18 protein-coding genes are annotated in these 19,351 nt (G+C 55.7%); 1 reads left to right on the top strand and 17 read right to left on the bottom strand.

Annotation, left to right across the window (positions count from 1 at the left end; translation table 11 throughout):
• Nucleotides 1-22 precede the first annotated feature (22 nt).
• From D1823_RS09705 to D1823_RS09645, 13 genes are all read right to left on the bottom strand, one after another.
• Nucleotides 23-1,330 carry an ATPase gene (locus tag D1823_RS09705; protein WP_117869723.1) on the bottom strand — a complete coding sequence of 436 codons (1,308 nt, stop codon included), beginning with the start codon at nucleotides 1,328-1,330 and terminating at the stop codon, nucleotides 23-25.
• 115 nt (nucleotides 1,331-1,445) lie between these two features.
• Complete coding sequence (locus D1823_RS09700; RefSeq protein WP_117869722.1) at nucleotides 1,446-1,991, bottom strand: prepilin peptidase; 546 nt, start codon at nucleotides 1,989-1,991, stop codon at nucleotides 1,446-1,448.
• Between the two features lie 3 nt (nucleotides 1,992-1,994).
• On the bottom strand, nucleotides 1,995-2,846 hold the full coding sequence (locus tag D1823_RS09695) for a lipopolysaccharide assembly protein LapB (RefSeq protein ID WP_117869721.1): 852 nt from the start codon (nucleotides 2,844-2,846) through the stop codon (nucleotides 1,995-1,997).
• A gap of 30 nt (nucleotides 2,847-2,876) precedes the next feature.
• Nucleotides 2,877-3,419, bottom strand: coding sequence for a tetratricopeptide repeat protein (locus D1823_RS09690; protein ID WP_371415269.1), 543 nt, complete (start codon nucleotides 3,417-3,419; stop codon nucleotides 2,877-2,879).
• Nucleotides 3,420-3,476: 57 nt separating this feature from the next.
• Nucleotides 3,477-4,451, bottom strand: a complete 975-nt coding sequence (locus D1823_RS09685; RefSeq protein WP_117869720.1) for a type II secretion system F family protein — start codon at nucleotides 4,449-4,451, stop codon at nucleotides 3,477-3,479.
• A gap of 10 nt (nucleotides 4,452-4,461) precedes the next feature.
• Complete coding sequence (locus tag D1823_RS09680; RefSeq protein WP_117869719.1) at nucleotides 4,462-5,430, bottom strand: type II secretion system F family protein; 969 nt, start codon at nucleotides 5,428-5,430, stop codon at nucleotides 4,462-4,464.
• Between the two features lie 11 nt (nucleotides 5,431-5,441).
• Complete coding sequence (locus D1823_RS09675) at nucleotides 5,442-6,884, bottom strand: CpaF family protein (RefSeq protein WP_117869718.1); 1,443 nt, start codon at nucleotides 6,882-6,884, stop codon at nucleotides 5,442-5,444.
• Nucleotides 6,885-6,908: 24 nt separating this feature from the next.
• On the bottom strand, nucleotides 6,909-8,144 hold the full coding sequence (locus tag D1823_RS09670) for an AAA family ATPase (RefSeq protein WP_117872821.1): 1,236 nt from the start codon (nucleotides 8,142-8,144) through the stop codon (nucleotides 6,909-6,911).
• Between the two features lie 199 nt (nucleotides 8,145-8,343).
• On the bottom strand, nucleotides 8,344-8,973 hold the full coding sequence (locus D1823_RS09665) for an OmpA family protein (RefSeq protein WP_117869717.1): 630 nt from the start codon (nucleotides 8,971-8,973) through the stop codon (nucleotides 8,344-8,346).
• A 17-nt stretch (nucleotides 8,974-8,990) separates the two neighbouring features.
• Complete coding sequence (locus tag D1823_RS09660; RefSeq protein WP_117869716.1) at nucleotides 8,991-10,397, bottom strand: type II and III secretion system protein family protein; 1,407 nt, start codon at nucleotides 10,395-10,397, stop codon at nucleotides 8,991-8,993.
• A gap of 195 nt (nucleotides 10,398-10,592) precedes the next feature.
• A complete protein-coding gene (cpaB, locus tag D1823_RS09655; protein WP_117869715.1) occupies nucleotides 10,593-11,471 on the bottom strand; it encodes a Flp pilus assembly protein CpaB in 879 nt (292 codons plus the stop codon).
• Between the two features lie 291 nt (nucleotides 11,472-11,762).
• The gene (locus D1823_RS09650; protein ID WP_117869714.1) at nucleotides 11,763-12,002 is read right to left on the bottom strand and encodes a hypothetical protein; all 240 of its coding nucleotides are present in this window, start codon (nucleotides 12,000-12,002) and stop codon (nucleotides 11,763-11,765) included.
• A gap of 311 nt (nucleotides 12,003-12,313) precedes the next feature.
• Nucleotides 12,314-12,544 (bottom strand): Flp family type IVb pilin, encoded by a 231-nt coding sequence (locus D1823_RS09645; protein ID WP_117869713.1) that lies wholly within the window; start codon nucleotides 12,542-12,544, stop codon nucleotides 12,314-12,316.
• Nucleotides 12,545-12,897: 353 nt separating this feature from the next.
• On the opposite strand from D1823_RS09645, the gene D1823_RS09640 reads away from it, so the two are divergent.
• Nucleotides 12,898-13,764, top strand: a complete 867-nt coding sequence (locus tag D1823_RS09640) for a lytic transglycosylase domain-containing protein (protein WP_117869712.1) — start codon at nucleotides 12,898-12,900, stop codon at nucleotides 13,762-13,764.
• A 38-nt stretch (nucleotides 13,765-13,802) separates the two neighbouring features.
• On the opposite strand, the gene D1823_RS09635 is transcribed toward D1823_RS09640, so the two are convergent.
• The 4 genes from D1823_RS09635 to dprA all read right to left on the bottom strand — a co-directional run bounded on the left by D1823_RS09635 (nucleotide 13,803) and on the right by dprA (nucleotide 19,144).
• Nucleotides 13,803-14,429 carry a CoA transferase subunit B gene (locus D1823_RS09635; protein ID WP_117869711.1) on the bottom strand — a complete coding sequence of 209 codons (627 nt, stop codon included), beginning with the start codon at nucleotides 14,427-14,429 and terminating at the stop codon, nucleotides 13,803-13,805.
• Nucleotides 14,429-15,133, bottom strand: a complete 705-nt coding sequence (locus D1823_RS09630; RefSeq protein WP_117872820.1) for a CoA transferase subunit A — start codon at nucleotides 15,131-15,133, stop codon at nucleotides 14,429-14,431. Before D1823_RS09630 ends, D1823_RS09635 begins: the two co-directional genes overlap by 1 nt.
• A gap of 91 nt (nucleotides 15,134-15,224) precedes the next feature.
• Nucleotides 15,225-17,852: a type I DNA topoisomerase gene (gene topA / locus D1823_RS09625; protein WP_117869710.1), complete on the bottom strand. Its 2,628-nt coding sequence runs from the start codon at nucleotides 17,850-17,852 to the stop codon at nucleotides 15,225-15,227.
• Between the two features lie 167 nt (nucleotides 17,853-18,019).
• Complete coding sequence (dprA, locus tag D1823_RS09620) at nucleotides 18,020-19,144, bottom strand: DNA-processing protein DprA (protein WP_117869709.1); 1,125 nt, start codon at nucleotides 19,142-19,144, stop codon at nucleotides 18,020-18,022.
• Nucleotides 19,145-19,351: the final 207 nt, after the last annotated feature.

The raw sequence follows: 19,351 nt of genomic DNA, 5'->3' as shown, positions 1-19,351 counted from the left end.
CGGAGGAGGGATTGGCACGGCGTTATTTGACGATTTTCTCGTCTTTGACGAACATATTGGCCCAGGCACGGTCAATCAGGTCCGGGCTCATCTGGTAAGGTATGCCCTCGAACTCGCAGATCGAGATCATCTGGTCGATCAGGAAGATCGGCTGATAGTTGGCATAGATATTGTCGATAGTCGGATACTTGACCTTCAGCAGGTGTACCAGTGCCGCCTCGTCCAGTGGTATTCCACGTTTGCGGGCCACCATGGCGAAAATTTTCAGGAAGTTTTCCTGGTTCGGGCCGTCAATCTTGATCTTGAAGAAGATCCGACGCAAGGCGGCTTGGTCGAAGATCTCGTTCGGGTGGAAGTTGGTCGAGAAGATGACCAGCGTGTCGAAGGGCACTTCGAATTTTTCACCCGATTGCAGGCCGAGGATATCCTTGTTTTCCTCCAGCGGGACGATCCAACGGTTGACCAGCGCCTGCGGCGGCTCGGCCTGACGGCCAAGGTCGTCCACGATGAAGATGCCACCGGTGGATTTCAGCTGCAACGGGGCCTGATAGGTTCGTGCGGTTGGGTTGTAGACCAGATCCAACATGCTGAGCGACAGTTCACCACCGGTTACAACGGTGGGGCGTTCACATTGCACATAGCGGGAATCGAACCGCTTGCGACGGCGCAGGCTGTTGGGATCATCCGGCTCCTGTTGGATCGCCGTGTGAACGATCGGGTCATAAACCGTGATCACCTGCCCCGAGTATTCGATGGCGTAGGGCACATAAACATTATCGCCCAGTGCGTCCCGTACACCGTTCGAGATTGAGGATTTACCGTTGCCCGGGGGACCATACATCAAAATCGACCGGCCCGCGCTGACCGCAGGGCCCAGATGATCCAGCAGGCTGTCGGGTAGGACCAGATGGCCCATTGCGCCTACGAGTTGTTCTCGCGTGACCTGAATATTGCGGATCGACTGGCGTTTAACCTGCTCGCGATAGACATCCAGCGGCACCGGCATCGCACCAAAATACTCGGATTGGCTCAGCGCATCCAGCGAACGGGCCTTGCCCGCATCGGTCAGCTGATACCCCATCTCATTGCCGCTATTGGCGTTCAGTGTCCCGGTCGCTTCAAGCAGTTTCTGATCGCGCGCGATGTCGATCAGTTCCTGAGTAACCGAAGTGGGAAGACAGATGGCTTCGGCCACTTCCGACACGGTGCTCGCGTTTTTGCGGAAAATCGTCTTCAGCAGAATATCCCGCATCATTACAAGCGGAAGCTTCATTTCGCCCAGACCCTTGGGGGCAGGGGGGGCCATAACAGAGGAAGTCTGCATATTCATGCGCGGTGCTCGTCCATCAAAATGTCACGCCAAGAACCCAAAAATGGGCGTCTTGAAAAAAATGAACCAGCTTTGTGGCGGGACAAAGGCAGCGAAAAGGCGCGCTGATGATAGTTTACGATCCGAGAACAGTGCCCAAAATCAGGTACATGGCGAGCGATCCGCCCAAGGCGAACCCCATCGGAAACTGTTTGCCTCGATCCCAGCTTTCCCAATGCGGCGCAATGGTGCGCAGCTTTGTGATTTTGGCCAAACGATGAGTGACCACGGCAGCCAGAATGCAGGCGGTCACGATCACCAGCACAATTCTAAAATCGCCGAGCCATACAAACGCCGACGCGGCAGCCAGAAACTTGGCGTCGCCAGCGCCCATGGTGCCTGCAGCATTCAGGAAGATACCAATTACCAGGACCACGACGATATGCAGAAGTTGCCAGAAATAGACCGGCATCGACACGGTGAACGGCCCCAGGTTGCCGCTGATGCCGCCTGTGGACCAGGGTGGGAGGACGATCAGACCTATCACAATGTAAACCAGTGCCAGCGCAAGGACTGCATGGTTCTTGATCCGCATCTCACGCATATCCGTGAATGCCACGTAAAAGCAGATCGGCAGCACAAACGGCAGGAACCAAGCCGCGGCCACTGCAGGTATTTGCATGTGTCAGGCCCCTTCAAGCGCCCGAAGCGAGCGGACTGCCTCGTCGAAATGCTGCGGGTGGGTTGAAATGGCTTCACGGAACAGGTTCTTGGCAGTTGTGATATCGCCCTGTTTGACTGCTGAAATACCCATTGTGTTCAGCAAGCGCGCCCGTTCGACCTGAGTCATGGGGACGACTGGCAGGCTATAGTTGCCTTGCGCTGATCGGGCCAAAACAAGGTTGTTCTTTGCGGTAAACAATGAGTTGTCCTGGCGGATTGCATCCGAGAACAACCGCTCAGCTTCGGCATATTGGCCGCGGGTCAGTTTGGAATACCCCCAGTTGTTCATCACACTGCCTGGACGTGTCGTCAGTCCGACAGCGGTTTCATAGAAATGATCCGCGCGCTTCCACTCTTTCCGGGAATCCGCAACCACGGCCTCAAGGCGATACCGTTTGAAGGTTTCAAAGGTCGGGGGGACCGAATCCAGAACCGTTTTGGCCTGCGACCAGTCTCCGTTTCGGACTAGTGCGTCCGCGTATTCGACCTTGTCCGCGGCATTCGTGCCTTTCATCGTTGTAACGCGCTTCCACGCGGTTACGGCTTCGGTCGTGCGCTTGGCACGGCCCAAGGAAATCGCCAGTCCACGCTGAAGATCGATCCGGTCCGGGTTTTTGAGTGCTGCACCGTGGAAATAGGTCACTGCCTCATTTGGATCAGCGGCACTCAGAAGCACATCGTTCAGGTTGGTTTCGTCGATTACGTTCACTTCCTGGAATGTGCGTTCAACCTTTTCCTCTTCGGTTTCCTTTGCACAGGCCGAAAGGATCAGACCACTGATAACAACAGTCGGAATCAAGAATTGCTGGCGCATTTTTTGCGTCCTTTACTGCTCTCGCCTCAATTACTGGATCTTGCGTAGCGTGAATTGCCCGTCGCCAAGCTGCTCCAGTGTGTATTCTTGTTGTTCTTGTGGGGTATTATTAACAGGATTTTCCATTTTTGCGAGTGCTAAGCGCAGATTGTCCCGGATTGCGTCACTTTCGCCATTGTCCAACGCATAGGCCCGCTGAAACACTTGCGCGGCTTCAGGGTAATCCTGTTTCTCCATCAGCAGGACACCGAGATTGTTCCACGCTACGGGCCAGTCCGTGTCGTCTTCTACAGCACGGCGCAGCAGTTTTTCGGCCTGACCCAAGCGGCGGAGTCCGACATTCGCGGTGCCCAGAGACGTCAGGACCTGGGGCGTCATACCCTGCTCCAGCGCGGCCCGGGAAAAAGTTTCAAGCGCCAGTTCGTATTCTCCGGCGGCCATCAATCTGTTTCCGACTTTGATGCTGTCCTCGGCCTGACCTTTGGCGTCAATTCCCGGTGCATCCAATCCGTTAGGTGACAGGCCTTCTGTGCAAGAAGCCACCATGGCAAAAAACATGGTGGCCCGGAGCATTCGGCGAAACCCGGAAGGGAAGCACCTGATTTCAGCATTCATATGGTTCTATCCGACCTAGCGTCCAAAACTCGAAATAACGTTCGCCGACGGGCCGATCAGAATAATCAGCAGTGGCGGTACTGTCAGCATCATTGTGACAAGAGTCATCTTGGTCGGCAACTTGTTCGCGGCCTCTTCGGCGCGCATCACACGTTTGTCGCGCATCTCACCGGCGTAAACCCGCAACGCCTCGGCAATCGATGTGCCAAATGTCGCCGATTGGATCATAACGGTAACAAATGAGTTCACGTCCTGCACACCACATCGCACGCCGAAATCACGCAGGACGGTGTCCTTGTCCTTACCAGCCTTCATTTCATGCGCGACAGTTTCGAATTCCTGCGCGATATCTGGATACGACGCACTCATTTCACCGGCTACCCGAACAATGGCCTGATCCAGCGACTGACCGGCCTCAACGCAGACGAGCATCAGGTCGAGCGTATCGGGAAAGCCGGCGGTAATCGCTTCCTTCCGTTCTTCAACCCGGCGCGTAATCCAGTATTTTGGTGCGAAATAGCCAATCGCGCCGGGAACAAGCACCCGGATCATCATCTGTGTTCCGGTAAACTCCTGGCCGCCGGAAAAGACTGTGACCAACATAACACCAAGGAAAATGCCAAGGATACCCAAAGAAAACTGCGCAAAGTGAAAGAACCGAACTGAATCCTTCGACCTGTAGCCCGCCTGACGCAGTTTCAGCTCGACGGCCGAATATTCTTCTTCGTTCTTGGGCTCCAGAAAAGTCGCGAACTTCTCAAGCTGTTCGTTTCGGCTTGAGTTTCGAAGCTGCTCTTTTTTCCCCTTTTTCTGCTTTGGAGGGGCAGCATTAGATCTTTGCAGTTTCTTCAGGGGATCTTCCGGCTGCTTCATCATCAGTGTGACAGCGACCAGAACCAAAATCAGGCCAAGTACGCCGACAATGATCAGGGGGCCGAACTCACCCAAGTGCTGGGTCAACAGGTCATTGATGCTGGTCAGGAATTCCATGGTACTGCCCTCAGACCTTGATGTTGGTGATGATTTTCATGACGATCAGGTTCAATGTCAGCAGGATAGCGACAACAAAACACGCGGGAATAAACCAGGGGTGATCCAACACATCGTCGTAATAGCCCGGGTCCTTGACCAGAATGAATATCAGACAGGCGACGGGAAACCCGGACAGGAACTTACCAGACCATTGTGCCTCGGCTGTAATCGCCTTGACGCGACGGAACAAGCGAAAACGAGCACGGATCACCTTTGCCAATCCGGCCAAAATCTCAGCAAGGTTACCGCCAGATTGCTGCTGAATACCCACGGCTACGGCCAGAAAGCGCATATCCTGCATGTCCAGACGTTCAGCCATGTCCTTTAGCGCCTCGCCCACATCGCGACCATAGGCACATTCATCGGCGATAACGCCAAATTCGGTTCCCAGCGGATCCTGGACTTCGTTTGCAACCACTTGAATTGTCGATACAAATGGATTTCCGACACGCAGAGATCGCACCATCAGTTCAACCGCGTCCGGCAGTTGTTCTTCGATCATACCCATTCGTTTCTTGGCCTTGTGGTTGACCCAGGCGTAAACGCCACCGATGCCGATTGCGATGGAAACAACGATGCGCAGTGCCGTGTCCGTAGCGGTGCCGATGCTCAATCCGACAAAGGCCATGGCGGATACCAGGCCCATGATCATGATCAATTGACGTGGAGAGAACGCGATTGCCGCCTTTTGCGCCTTGTCTGCCAGCAGTGAGTACAGAGGGATGCTCTGCGACTTCATATGCTGCTGCATCTCTTTGCGCAGCTGTTCCAGCACCTGTTCGCGCCCAGCACCCTTTTCCAGCATGTCCAGACGCCGGTTGACCCGGCTGTTCAGGCTGATGGACTTGCCGAAGGCGACAAGATAGATGCCCTCGACCAAGGCAAGAACCCCCACAAAGATGGCGACATAAATGATCGCCTCCATAGGCAATTGCATACCTGGTTCTCCTACATTGTGGTTGGGTCGTAGATGGACGCTGGCAAATCAAAGCCCCAAAGACGGAAGCGTTCCGAATAGTGGCTGCGCACGCCGGTCGCGGTAAAGTGTCCGATGATCTTGTTGTCGGGTGTCAGGCCAACGCGTTGAAAACGAAAGATTTCCTGCATGGAAATCACGTCACCTTCCATCCCGGTGATCTCGGTGATCGAGGTCATCCGGCGCGAACCGTCCTGCAGACGACTGGCCTGCACGATCAGGTTGACAGCCGAAGCGATCTGACTGCGGACGGCTTTGATCGGCATTTCGATCCCGGCCATGGCGATCATGTTTTCCAGACGTGAAATACCGTCCCGGGCCGAGTTGGCGTGGATCGTGGTCATCGATCCGTCGTGGCCTGTGTTCATGGCCTGCAACATATCGATCACCTCGGCACCACGCGTCTCACCCACGATGATACGGTCAGGACGCATACGCAGGGCGTTTTTCAGACAGTCACGCGGACTGACCTCACCTTTGCCTTCCACGTTGGGCGGGCGGCTTTCCATCCTGCCCACATGCGTCTGTTGCAGCTGAAGTTCCGCCGTATCCTCGATGGTCAGAATGCGCTCGGCGTCGTCGATGAAACTGGACAGGGCGTTGAGCGTGGTCGTTTTACCAGAACCCGTACCCCCGGAAACGATGATGTTCAGCCGGGTGGACACGGCGGCCTGCAAATAGGCGGCCATTTCTTCGGTGAACGCCCCGAAATTGACCAGATCGTCAATGCCCAGCTTATCTTTCTTGAACTTACGAATGGAAACAAGCGATCCGTCCACCGCAATCGGTGGCACCATAGCGTTGAAACGCGAGCCATCGGCCAGACGGGCGTCAACATACGGGTTGGATTCGTCAACTCGACGGCCCACGGCGGACACGATCTTGTCGATGATCCGCATCAGGTGCTTTTCATCCTTGAAGGTAATATCGCTGATTTCCAGCTTACCGGAGCGTTCCACAAAGATCTGTTGTGGACCGTTCACCAGAATATCGTTGACCGTATCGTCCTGAAGCAATGCTTCAAGCGGCCCAAGCCCCGTTACCTCGTCATAAAGTTCCTTGTTCAGCTGGGACCGGTCTTCGCGGTTCAGAACAATGTTTCTTGTTTCCAGAACTTCACTGGCGATTGCACTGATTTCAGCACGCAACTCCGATTCGCCAGCGTTTTCCAGTGCTGCCAGGTTCAGGTTTTCGAGCAACTCGCGGTGTAGTTCGATCTTGATCTCGCCCAGCCGCTCTTTGCGTTTCCGATCCCGGTCCGAGCTTGCGACCTCACCTGCAATCTTTTTCACAGGCTTGCGGGCCACGGCAGTCGCAACAGGTGTCTCTTGCGCTGTGGACGCCTCAGTTTCGGGCGGTTGCGCCGGCGTTTTGACGGGCTGCGCTATGGGCTGCTTTTTGTATCTTGAAAACACGGCTTATCCCCCCTTGGGATGATGTTACGCAGCTTCTTCGGCACTGCTGCCAAGGCTGTGAAGCGACTTTGCCAGCTTTGCGATTTCCCGGCGTAACGGATTCTTGGCGGCCGCATTTGCCAGAGGCAGGCCGTGATCCCCACTTTGCATGACCGGTTTGCCGCCATCAGGCAGTAGCAGGTCGATGGAGATACCAAGGCTTTCCCCCATGCGCTTCACACGGCTTTTTCCGTTCAGGTCGGTAAACTTCGGCGCCCGGTTCAATGCAAAGCGCAACTTGTTGAATGGCAGTTCCTCTGCCTGCAAAGCACGCTTCAGGCGCAGGGCATTCTGGGCGGACCGCATGTCCAGCTCAATCATGGCGAAATACACATGGGCAGCCTGCAAAACTGTTTCAGACCACAGGACAAGCGTCTTCGGCATATCAACAATGACGTAGTCGAAATGCGCGCGCGCCACGTCAATCACGCGTTGAATGTCTTCCGGAGTAATCAGGTCCAGCGGCACCATATCAGAGGGGGCTGTCAAAACCTGCAATTTTTCTTCATATGTTTGAAGAGCTTGCGAGAACACTTCGCTGTCCATCGCATCTGTGTCCGATAACATTTCAAACACTGTTTCCCGCCGCGGCAGGTCCAGGTAGGTGGAAACGGTACCGTATTGCAGGTCCAGATCGATCAGGCAGACAGTTGGCGCGTCCTTGTCAGAGGCACATGCCAGTTCCCAAGCTAGGTTAACGGCCAGCGTCGTCGCTCCGACACCACCCGCCAGACCCTGAACGACAAACAAGGCGCCTTCCTTTGATTCGCCACCCGCCAGAGGAACGGCAGCCGCTTGCGCCACGGCAACCGGGTCTGGCTGCTTCATACGCTCAATGGCTTCCTGCAACTCACCTTCCGGAAGAGGGTAGGGCACAAACTCGTCCGCGCCCTTGCGCAGCAGTTGGTGCAATGAAGCCGGAGTAACGTCCTCGGCGATCAGAACAACTTTTACTTTCTTTTCATTTGCTTGGGTAATTATCTCACCCAGCAGGGAAAGGTTGTCTTCATCTTCTCCGTCGATAGCCAGCGCTACAAATTCCAGTGCTTCAGCTTCGGGTTGGCTGAAAAAGGCTAACGCTTCTGCAAATCCGAGATCCCCCCAGCGCTCGCCCAGGATGGTTTCCATGTCTTCGATCAAAAGGTCGAAATTCTGAACATCCCGACTGATCGTGCAGGCCAAGATTGCAGTATTGTCGTCTTGCGGCGTCGCGCTGGTCATAAACATTATCCTCGTCGTGAGGGCTCAGCATGTCATATGAACGAAATCCGCCAGATTGATGTGCTGTCGCCCCAATACGGTCAAATTTGGCCGCAGGTCACCCTATTGTTCACAATGTTGCTTTGAAGTTGGGCAAGAATTGGGCGCAAAAGAACCAATTGTAGGGAAATGGGCGACGATGCCGCCCATTTCAAACGTATTATCCACCGCTGCCAGCGTCCTGGGCGTCAACTTCCTGAATCTGGCTTACAGCGGTCGCACTTTCTACATATTCGCGATAGATGACTTCGGCATATTTGCCATCCAGAAGCTGCGGGTTACGGTCAACAAATCCTGAAACTTCGGTGACCGTTCTGCGGTTCCTGCGATCCCGGTTTTGCGTTGCGACCAGCGGTTGCGTCTTGCCAAAGGACACCACCGCCTCAAGCCGTGAGCGCGAGATACCCTGTTGTCCCAAAAACGCGACGACTGCCTGTGCACGGCGTAAGCCAAGGCTTTTGTTGTAGCTGGTTGATCCTACAGCGTCCGTATGTCCGTAAACACGGAAACGGGCTTCGGGGAACTGTTTGATCCAGTCCGCCTGTTGCAACAGAATACGCTGAGCCGAAGCATCCAGTTGCGAGCTGTTGAACGCAAAGTTCACCTGGCTGGGCACGTCAGCAGCAAACCGGCGACTGAGAATCTGCGCATAGGTCAATTCACCGCTTTGAACCTGGACATTGTTTAATGTCGCGTTTCCGAAAGTGCCTGCATCGATCTCGTACCCGGCCTCACGCGTACATGCGGCGACAGCGACCGAAAGACCCAGTGTGATAATCCACTTCTGCATTGGTCCTATCCTCCTGATCAATCTAGGACGTAGCCGTAGGAGCTGCCGAAGTCTTGCTTGGCAACCTCTGACGCTCCGCCGGCTCCAGTGCGCTGTGTGCGCGCGACCCTGCCATTCACGAACAGGTCAAATTCGCTGGGCGGTTTTACCCGATCGGTGGGAAGAGCAAGTGTCTCTCCACGAGTTGGCGTAACCAGATGCGCGGTGATGATGACCACGAGTTCGCTTTGCTCGCGCTGGTAGTCGGCGCTGCGGAACAACGCGCCAAGAACGGGCACATCACCCAGCCAGGGGACCTGATTACTCAAATCGGCGAAGTTATCCTGGATCAAACCGGCAATGGCAAAGCTTTCACCATCTCGAAGTTCAATCGTTGTTTTTGCCCGGCGCGTGATGAAGCTGGGTACGGAGTCGCCGTTGATGGTGAAATCCGAGCTCTGATCGATACTTGAAACAGCGGTGCCCATTTCAAGATTGATCAGATCACCGTCAACAACGCGTGGGATGAAGTCCATCTCAACGCCGAATGCTTTGTATTCAATGGCAACAACGCCATCATCCTGTGGTACCGGGATCGGAACTTCTCCGCCGGCCAAGAAGGAAGCTTCCTGACCTGACAAGGCGGACAGGTTCGGTTCAGCCAGACTGCGGGCCAACCCTTTGGTTTCAAGTGCTTCCAACAACAGGCGAACTTGCGTCGAGCCTGCGCCGAAACCAAACAGGATCGCGCCTGTATTGGCCTGAACGGCCGGAATGTTGTTCGACAAAGCGTTGTTCAGTGCGAACTGGTTGTTGAGCGTGTTGAAGCCCCCCGTAACGTCACCTCCGCCGAAACCAAGCGACGCTGTCAGGCTTTTGGCGACTGAGCGGTTCATTTCCGCAAAGCGGACCTTCAGCATGACCTGCTGAACACCACCGACCGACATCAGGTTGGAAACACGCTCGGGAGCATATCTTTCAGCCAGTTCCAAAGCGCGCGCCAGTTTTGCCGAGCTGGAGATTGTGCCGGACAAAACAATGCCATCATTTGCCGTGCGAACCTCGATGGGTTCGTTGGGCAGGATCTGACGCAGACGTTCCTTGAACTCCGTGACATCTGGTGCGACGCGGACGCGAACGTTGGCCAACAAATTGCCAGCGCCATCAAACAGCGTCAGCGTGGTAAGGCCGGGGGCCTTACCCAGAACATAGATTGTGCGCTCCGACAATGAAGAGATATCTGCAATGCCGGCGTTGGCAATGCTGAGCTCTGCAAACGGTTGCTCGCTTTCTACGACAATTGCGCGGTTCATCGGGACGTCGAGTGTTTCCACAGTCCCTTTCTTCACCACGCGCAAAGTTTCGGCCCAGGCGGTGTCGCCAATGGGGGCCATAACAAGCGACAACCCCAGCAGGGTTGCGCTGATCCAGGAACGTATTGTCATGTGACCTGCCTCTCCGATCACGCCTCGTTTTTTTGGGTCTTATGCCCTATAGGTGGAGAGACTGCGCGAAATCCGAATTTATTGCAATAATCAATGGTTTCCGTAAGTTTCCTTATGTGGGGAATTGGCAACAATCGCAAAAAAATAAGCCGCACCAAGGGTGCGGCTCTGAACCTGTAACGTTCTGAATTGGCGTCAATTTGTACAGGGGATCGGTACATTTACGATTTCGCCGCCGCGGCGAATACGTGTTGTGCATACCTTCTCGGCTTTTGCCTCGGGTTCCGGAGCAGTTTTCTGAATTCCCAGCAGCTTGTTTTGGTCCACCTCAATCGTAGACGCAACGGATTCATCCTGTACCCCAACCAGAGCCAGGGAAAGACGCCCCGTGTTTTGGGCCTGTGCCAATGCGGCGACCTGTTCCGGTGTGGCCGCAACCGTAACTGTGCGCGCAATCGTTGTGTTGGTGACATCCGAACCGGCGGTCTGGTCGACGGCAATGAGCTGCACGTTGGTTTCGATCAGGCGGGTGATACCACCGCTGCTCCCCTCGATGGTTCCACTGGAACCCGTCCAATAGATGTCGACACTATCGCCGGGTCGCAAGAAACCCGAAACGCCAGAAGCAACGTCAACGCTGATCGCAAAGGCACGCATACCCTTTTCCAGACGTGACGTCAGGCCAGCTTTTTCGCCCGGACGAGTGATCTTGACCTCCATGATCGCTTCGTCCTTTTCCATTGCCCTCAAAACGAAGCGTTCATTTGCGCCGCTTACGGGGAACAGGGCTGTAAGCTCCTTGAAAGTACCTTCCGGGATCGCGTTTTCCGGCCAGTCAACAGCGCGTATATCTTCCTCAGTCAACCGCTCGCCGTATTTCAAGGCGCGGTTCGACACAAACACAGTGACAGTCGGAACAACGTCGACTTTGGCGTTGGCCAGGGCTTCTTCTGCAGCAAGTCTTTGGCGTGCCAACTCGCTTTGGTATTCCGCAATATAGTTTCGCGCCATGTAAACGGCGCCCCCGGCCAGTGCAACGCCGACAATCAGGACAAGTCCGAAAACTGCTCGCATGCGTGTACCTCATTCTTTTGTTTGGTCGATTACTTAGCGGCCAAGGAACCACATTGAAACAGCCTATTTGCTAACTGCAAATTGTGTCGAAATGTGGGACAAATATGCCTGATTGTCAGATTCTACGCCATCTTCCGCACAATTCTTCATGGTGAGTGTTGCCTTTCCTCACGATTGCCAGCGGATCGTGCGCAACAAAAGAGCGCCGCACCCCATGGGCGCAGCGCTTTGCGTCGAAACTGTTAAGAGTAACGTCTTTGGAAAACAGCTGATGCGTACACCTGCTGTGGTTTAGTTTCCGCCGCCGGCGGTTCCTGCCGTGATAATGCCCGAGGGTGCAGTGTTCGACCCGGTGCTGACAACGGCACTGTTCATGGCCCCGTTTATGTTGCCGCCCATGCCGTCGACGCTTGAGCTGATTACGAGGTAGGTCGCGCCCGACAATCCTATGACCACGGCGGTCAATACCACCCAGTCAACTGTCACCGCTCCTGCTTCGTCAGATTTAAACTGATTAAGGAACCTGAACATGTGCTTATCTCCAAATACGTCGCGTCAGTGCCACCGACAGGTTGGCCCATAACTGGTTCGCGCGGATGGCGAAATTTGGGCTAAATATTGATTTCGCAGAAAATTTCGGTCTCAGGCAGAGACCGCGCGTGTGTCGGATTGATTGGGACAGAAGAAACACAGGGGTTGCAACAAAACACCCCGAGCGTCGCGAAGGTTTGCATGACTTGCGCGCAAGCTGGAATCTGTGCGCCTGGGATGAAGCAGTTTCAGATCACAAAAAAAGGCCGCGCCCATTGAGCGCGGCCTTGAAAATTCTCTAGAGCAGCAACTTAGTTGCTTTTGCCTTCGCCGGTGATACCACCTGTCGCGGTGTTGCTGCCGGTGCTCAGCGATGCGGCGTTCAGCGCTTCGTTTACGCCGGTTGCCAGGCCAGTGGCGCCAGCCGAAATCTGCTGGTATGCAACTGCGGCCAGGCCGATGACTGCTGCGGTCAGAACAACCCAGTCAACTGTTACTGCGCCGTCTTCGTCTTTGCGGAAGTTCTTGATGAACTTGATCATGTTACGTCCCTCCTAAAGGATCAAAAAAAGTTTAACAAACCTCGGCGTCTTTCAGAGCTTTCTCTCTCAGTCCGCTCATGTCCGTCTCGGTATGGGACTATGTTTGACTGTTGGGCGTGGCAGGAATTGGGCCAAACACCGATTTTTTTTCGCGCAGCTTAACTTTTTGGTGATAATTTTTGTAACGTATTGAAAATAAATGGTAAAAAAATATCATCGATTGAAGTGAAGGCCCTATAGCGATGCAAAATTGCGCCAAATGAGGCGAAACTGCCCCAATTCGCTTTGTTTTTCTGGCCTTGCGAGAAGATTCAGGGTTCAAATCGCCTAAAAAGAAAACACGAGGCAGGCAAATGAATCTCCGGAACGCACTCCAATGCGCCGGTGTGCTGGCATTTCTGATATCGGGTACCGCATCAGTGAATGCGACCGAGATAGAGCCGCGCGGCGTATACAAGCGAGTCAAAGCCCCCAAACCCGGCGAACGCCCGCGTGTATCCGTGCAAATCACACCGGAAGAACACGCAGCCAACCCTTCAGCGCCCAGTACGGGCACTGAACTGGTGGTCCCTGAAATCATCGCGCGCACTAAGGTCACTCCGGCAGCGGTGCCTGGTGTCGAAGCCAAACGAGATCCCAAGGGGTCGTACAAGGCATTCTGGAACCGGGTTTCACCACACATGGATGAAGCCGGGGCCTGGCGGCTGGACGCAGCTATCAACGCCCTAGCCGCGACGAACGTAAGATCACCGCGACTGCAATCGCTGCAAAACATCGCAAAGGAACGCGGGATCGAGATCCTTCGTTCCACAGTGGGAACCAATGTTTCACCTGCGCTGGTGTTAGCGGTGATTTCGGTGGAATCAGCCGGACGTGCAGATGCTGTCAGCTCTGCTGGCGCACAAGGGCTCATGCAGTTGATGCCCGCCACGGCGGCCAGATTCGGGGTGAAAGACAGTCTTCAGCCCTCTGACAATATCGCAGGCGGTGTGAAATACCTCAACTGGCTGATGGAAGAGTTTGGGAATGATCCAATACTAGTATTGGCTGGATACAACGCGGGTGAGGGGGCCGTACGCAAACACAGCGGCGTGCCGCCCTATGCTGAAACCCGAGACTATGTGCCAAAGGTCCTTGCCGCGTTCCAGATCGCGCGGGCCTTGTGCACGACGCCGCCGGACCTGATTTCCGATGGCTGTGTTTTTCAGACGTCAAACTGAAAAAGGCCCGCCGTGATCTGGCGGGCCTTTCCAATTGATCAGGAAACGATTGTCGCTTCTGTTGCTGCGCGTAGCTCGTCTTCGCTGACACCATCCGCCAGTTCCACGATTTTCAGACCGCCTTCGACCACATCCAGCACACCCAGATTGGTGATGATACGATCTACGACGCCCTTTCCGGTCAATGGCAGGGTACATTCCTTCAGGACCTTACTGTCACCATGTTTGTTGGTGTGGTCCATCACAACAATCACACGGCCTACGCCTGCGACCAGATCCATTGCACCGCCCATGCCTTTCACCAGCTTTCCGGGAATCATCCAGTTGGCCAGATCACCTTTCTCATCTACTTCCATTGCACCCAGAATCGCCGCAGCGATCTTGCCGCCGCGGATCATGGCGAAGGATGTGGCACTGTCGAAATAGGCCGTGCGGGACAATTCAGTGATCGTCTGCTTGCCCGCATTGATCAGGTCTGGGTCTTCTTCGCCCTCAAAAGGGAAGGGGCCCATGCCCAGCATGCCGTTTTCCGATTGCAGAGTGATGTCCTTGTCACCCACATAGTTTGCCACCAGCGTCGGGATGCCGATGCCGAGGTTCACATACATGCCGTCTTCCAGTTCCTCTGCCGCGCGTGCGGCCATCTGATTGCGGTCCCAGGGCATTATGCTTCCTCCTTCTTCCGGGTGGTGCGCTGTTCAATGCGCTTTTCGTGTTTGCCCTGAACGATGCGATGCACATAGATACCGGGTAGGTGGATGCAGTCGGGGTCCAGCGCGCCACGCGGAACAATCTCTTCCACTTCAGCCACGCAGATCTTGCCGCATGTCGCTGCCGGCACATTGAAGTTGCGGGCGGTCTTGCGGAACACCAGGTTGCCGGTGTCGTCGGCCTTCCACGCCTTGACGATGGCCAGGTCGGCGAAGATGCCCTCTTCAAGAATGTAAGTCTCGCCGTTGAAGTCCTTGTGCTCCTTACCGTCGGCAATCACGGTGCCAACGCCGGTTTTTGTGTAGAAGCCGGGGATTCCCGCGCCACCTGCGCGCATCCGTTCCGCCAGAGTGCCCTGCGGGTTGAATTCCAGCTCCAACTCGCCGCTCAGATATTGACGCATGAACTCTGCGTTTTCACCGACATACGAACTGATCATTTTCTTGACCTGCTTGGTTTGCAGCAGGATGCCGATGCCGAAATCGTCCACGCCTGCGTTGTTTGACGCAAAGGTCAGGTCTTTGACGCCCGATTCCCTGATGGCCTCAAGCAACAATTCCGGAATGCCGCACAGGCCAAACCCGCCTGCGGCGATCAGCATACCATCCGACAGCACCCCATCGAGCGCCTCGGTGGCATTGGCATAGACTTTCTTCATGGAAAACTCCCCCAATGACATGGTGATGGGCAGGTTGTGCCGCCACGTCATTGGGAAGTCAATGAAACCCGGAGGAGGGAGGTATTTCTACCTATCCCGCCGCCTTCTTGGTTGTGGCCTTCTTCTTGGGGGCCGCCTTTTTCTTGGTGCCCTTCTTGGTCGCGCGTTCATTGACCAGTTCGATGGCCATTTCTTGCGTCACGTCCTCGGGTTTTATGTCCTTGGGGATGGTTGCGTTGACCTTCTCCCATTTCACATATGGCCCATAGCGCCCGTCGAGAACCTGCATTGCTCCGCCATTGGGATGCTCGCCCAGTTCCTTCAGGGGTTTCGCTGCGGCTCGTCGTCCACGTCCGGGATTGGCGCGTTTTTCGGCCAGCAATTCAACGGCACGGTTCATGCCGATCTCGAACACGTCATTGGGGTCTTTGAGGTTGGCGTAAACCGGTTTCGCCTCTTCCGGCAACTGATGCATCAAATACGGGCCGAACCGTCCGAAATTAGCGCTGATCATGCCTCCCTCGGGGTGTTCGCCGATCTGACGGGGCAGGGACAGCAGCGTCAGCGCTTTTTCCAGATCCATGTCATCCTTGCTCCACCCTCGCGGCAACGACGCGCGGGGCGGCTTTTTGTTCTCGGGCGTGGGTTCGCCGCGCTGAACGTAAGGACCGAACCGGCCGGATTTCAACCAGATCTCATCGCCACCATCTTCGCCCAGCAGTTTTTCGTCGCCTTCCGCACCTTCACCTGCAATCGGACGCGTATAGGTACATTCCGGATAGTTTCCGCAGCCAACGAACCCGCCGGTCCGCGAGGTCTTCAGGTGCAACTGACCGGTACCGCATTTCGGGCAGATACGCGGATCGGACCCATCCTCGCGCGGCGGGTAGAGCTGCGGAGCCAGAGCTTCGTCGAGCCTGTCCAACACTTCAGAAATCCGCAGCTCGGACGTCTCGCCAATCGCGGCTGAAAAATCACGCCAGAACTTGCCCAACAGGTCCTTGTAGTCGCGTTCCCCGGCGCTGACATCATCCAACTCTTCTTCCAGATTGGCGGTGAACTCATAGCCTACGTACTGCCGGAAGAAATTCAGCAAGAAGATCGTAACGATCCGCCCCTTTTCCTCGGGGATCAGCCGGTTTTTGTCCTTGCGTACATATTCCCGGTCCTGAATCGTCGTGACGATCGAGGCATAGGTTGATGGTCGCCCGATCCCCAGCTCTTCCATCCGTTTGACCAGCGTCGCTTCGGTATAACGCGGGGGTGGTTGAGTGTGATGCTGCAGCGCCAGAACAGATTCGTTCTCGGACAGGATCGCCTCTTTCGCAACCTTGTCCCCGCTGTCGCTGGTCGCCTTGGCGAACTGATCCTTCAGAGAGGTTTTGGCAAAACGGGCTGGATCACCCTGCGTGATCTGTGGCAGACGCTTTTCGTCCTCGTCCGCAATGTCATCCCGGCCTTCTTCGTACACCCGCATGAAACCATCGAACATCACGACCTGGCCAGTGGCGCGAAGGCCGACCTGACCGTCATCGCTGCCAATCTCGACGGTCGTGCGCTCCAGGCGGGCGGCTGCCATCTGACAGGCAATGGTACGTTTCCAGATCAGATCATAAAGCTTGCGCTGATCCTCGTCCGTGACTTTCAAGGCCTTGGCGTCCCGCGACATATCTGTCGGGCGGATACACTCGTGCGCTTCCTGAGCGTTCTTGGCCTTGTTCTTGTAGATGCGCGGGCTGTCCGGAACATATTCGGCGCCAAAGCGGTCGGCGATGGCATCCCGTGCTGCCGCAACGGCCTCGGGCGCCATGTCTATGCCGTCGGTCCGCATATAAGTTATGTATCCGGCCTCATAGAGCCGCTGCGCCACTTGCATCGCGTGGCGCGCGCCCATTCCGAACTTGCGGCTTGCTTCCTGCTGCAAGGTCGAGGTCATAAATGGTGCGCTGGGGTTGCGGGCGGCAGGCTTGGCCTCGACCGAGGTTATGGTCAGAGCCCGGCTGGTAACGGCCTGAACGGCCAGTTCCGCCTGCGTGGCGTTGGCCAGATCATGCTTGTCCAGCTTTTTGCCCGCCAGCGTGACCAGCCGCGCCTCATAGGTCTGACCACGAGGCGTCTCGAACAGTGCTCTGACCGACCAGTATTCGACCGGCTTGAACGCTTCGATTTCCATCTCGCGTTCGACGATCAGGCGCAAACAGACGGACTGCACGCGCCCAGCGGACTTCGCGCCGGGCAATTTGCGCCACAAAACCGGAGACAGGTTGAAGCCCACAAGATAGTCCAGCGCACGGCGGGCCAGATAGGCCTCAACCAGCGGCATGTCGACCTGGCGCGGGTTTTGCATTGCCTGTGTGACAGCCTCTTTCGTGATGGCGTTGAAGGTCACGCGGCTGACAGGCGTGTCTTTCTTGATCGACCGGCGTTTGGTCAACGCTTCCTGCAGGTGCCAGCTGATTGCTTCGCCCTCACGGTCAGGGTCAGTGGCGAGGATCAGCGCGTTGTCTTCTTTCAGCGCGTCAGAAATGGCTTTGACATGCTTGCGGCTGTCGTTCCCCACTTCCCATTTCATCGAGAAATCGTGTTCGGGATCGACGGATCCGTCCTTTGGCGGCAGATCCCGCACATGGCCGTAAGAGGCCAGAACTGTGTAGTCGGGCCCCAGATATTTATTGATTGTTTTTGCTTTGGCCGGAGATTCTACAACAACTACGGGCATTTAAGGGGAAACCTCGCTCGACGAATTTGACGCCTTCTATGGTGGAGCAAAATGTGTGGGGCAAGCAGGAATTGTCAATGCGTTCCTTTTGCAGGTGGAAAAGCGCCGTGATTTCAGTGCGCTACCACAGATATTCAGGAACCGGACCAGCCAGATCAAGGGTTCGATCAACTTGCCAGCGACAGCAGACCTCCAGGCTGACGCTGGATTCGCCCATCAAGTTCAAGGTCGATCAGCGCCGGACCAAGCTCACCGGCTGAGACCGTGATATCCCGCAGCAATTGATCTTCAGCGATAGGTGAGGGACCGAGTCGCTCGAGGATCTGCACATGCAGGTCCCTTGCGGGGCGCGCGATCGGTGCAGAGGGAGGTTCGGGCGGTAGTGAAACCAAATCGTTTGTTCGGGGCAACGCTTCAATAACATCATCAGCGGATCGAACCAGCGTTGCGCCATCACGAATCAACAGATTGCAACCGGCGGCCCGCGCGTCGAGCGGATGGCCGGGAACGGCCAGAACCTCGCGTCCCTGATCCAACGCGTCACGTGCTGTTATCAGACTCCCGGATTTGGCAGCGGCCTCGACGACGACAACGGCCTGTGCAAGCCCCGAAATGATCCGATTTCGGCGCGGAAAGTGACGGGCCTGGGGTGTTACACCCATCGGCTGCTCAGAAAGCCGCAAGCCTCTGGAGGCGATGTCGCGGGCCAGCTCCGTGTTTTCGGCGGGATAGATCACATCGACGCCGCCTGCCATGACTGCCACCGTACCTGTCTCCAGTGCGGCCATATGTGCGGCCGTGTCGATACCGCGCGCCAGACCAGACACAACCACGTACCCCTTGCTGCCCAACTCCGAGGCCAAGCCACGCGCCATCCGCGCGCCAAGCGAGGAACAGTTTCGCGCGCCGACCATCGCAATCGATGGTTTTTGCAGAAGCGAAACATCCCCGACTGCCCAAAGCAACGGGGGGGCATCGTTCAGATCATTCAGGGTCGTTGGAAAATCAGCGGACCCAAGGCACAAAAGCCGCGCTTTGGCGGCCCTTGCGGCCTTGAGTTCCGCCTCGATCACGCCGGGAGGGCAGGTTTCATACCCTGTTATACCGACGGCGCGTGCCATTTCAGGCAGCGCGGCCAGCGCGTTCTGCGCTGGGCCATGTTCGCGCAGCAGCCGACGAAATGTCGCCGGACCGACCTTGCGAGAACGCAACAGGCGAAGCCACGAGAACCGGTCCTCTTCCGTGGTGGGTGGGAGTGGGGGGTGATTGGAAGAAAGCTGCTCTTCGGTCATCCGTTGCTCCGCCTTGTTACAGAACTGGTTTACGGGATAGGCGGTTAACAGCTTGTGAATCGTCGAAAATTAGAAATATTTATTTTAATCTCGTCAGGCGATGCGACTATAAAATCTTGATATTAAACAATATAAAATAAATACCACAGGAAGAGGTGCTTTTTGTCACCAAACGCAAGTTTAATGATGAAAGAGGCGCAAGGTTAA

The sequence above is a fragment of the Ruegeria sp. AD91A genome (assembly GCF_003443535.1).
Lineage (GTDB): Bacteria > Pseudomonadota > Alphaproteobacteria > Rhodobacterales > Rhodobacteraceae > Ruegeria.
Note: the sequence above shows the minus strand (reverse complement) of the source record. Positions and strands in the feature narration are given on the sequence as shown.

Excerpts from the sequence above, each read along its gene's own strand:
- D1823_RS09635 (WP_117869711.1), bottom strand. The coding sequence starts at position 14,429 with ATGCCCTGGGACCGCAATCAGATGGCCGCACGCGCGGCAGAGGAACTG.
- D1823_RS09645 (WP_117869713.1), bottom strand. The coding sequence starts at position 12,544 with ATGATCAAGTTCATCAAGAACTTCCGCAAAGACGAAGACGGCGCAGTA.
- D1823_RS09680 (WP_117869719.1), bottom strand. The coding sequence starts at position 5,430 with ATGCAATTGCCTATGGAGGCGATCATTTATGTCGCCATCTTTGTGGGG.
- D1823_RS09665 (WP_117869717.1), bottom strand. The coding sequence starts at position 8,973 with ATGCAGAAGTGGATTATCACACTGGGTCTTTCGGTCGCTGTCGCCGCA.
- cpaB (WP_117869715.1), bottom strand. The coding sequence starts at position 11,471 with ATGCGAGCAGTTTTCGGACTTGTCCTGATTGTCGGCGTTGCACTGGCC.
- topA (WP_117869710.1), bottom strand. The coding sequence starts at position 17,852 with ATGCCCGTAGTTGTTGTAGAATCTCCGGCCAAAGCAAAAACAATCAAT.
- D1823_RS09630 (WP_117872820.1), bottom strand. The coding sequence starts at position 15,133 with ATGAAGAAAGTCTATGCCAATGCCACCGAGGCGCTCGATGGGGTGCTG.
- D1823_RS09695 (WP_117869721.1), bottom strand. The coding sequence starts at position 2,846 with ATGCGCCAGCAATTCTTGATTCCGACTGTTGTTATCAGTGGTCTGATC.
- D1823_RS09700 (WP_117869722.1), bottom strand. The coding sequence starts at position 1,991 with ATGCAAATACCTGCAGTGGCCGCGGCTTGGTTCCTGCCGTTTGTGCTG.
- D1823_RS09660 (WP_117869716.1), bottom strand. The coding sequence starts at position 10,397 with ATGACAATACGTTCCTGGATCAGCGCAACCCTGCTGGGGTTGTCGCTT.
- D1823_RS09690 (WP_371415269.1), bottom strand. The coding sequence starts at position 3,419 with ATGCTCCGGGCCACCATGTTTTTTGCCATGGTGGCTTCTTGCACAGAA.
- D1823_RS09670 (WP_117872821.1), bottom strand. The coding sequence starts at position 8,144 with ATGACCAGCGCGACGCCGCAAGACGACAATACTGCAATCTTGGCCTGC.
- D1823_RS09705 (WP_117869723.1), bottom strand. The coding sequence starts at position 1,330 with ATGAATATGCAGACTTCCTCTGTTATGGCCCCCCCTGCCCCCAAGGGT.
- D1823_RS09685 (WP_117869720.1), bottom strand. The coding sequence starts at position 4,451 with ATGGAATTCCTGACCAGCATCAATGACCTGTTGACCCAGCACTTGGGT.
- D1823_RS09640 (WP_117869712.1), top strand. The coding sequence starts at position 12,898 with ATGAATCTCCGGAACGCACTCCAATGCGCCGGTGTGCTGGCATTTCTG.
- D1823_RS09650 (WP_117869714.1), bottom strand. The coding sequence starts at position 12,002 with ATGTTCAGGTTCCTTAATCAGTTTAAATCTGACGAAGCAGGAGCGGTG.
- dprA (WP_117869709.1), bottom strand. The coding sequence starts at position 19,144 with ATGACCGAAGAGCAGCTTTCTTCCAATCACCCCCCACTCCCACCCACC.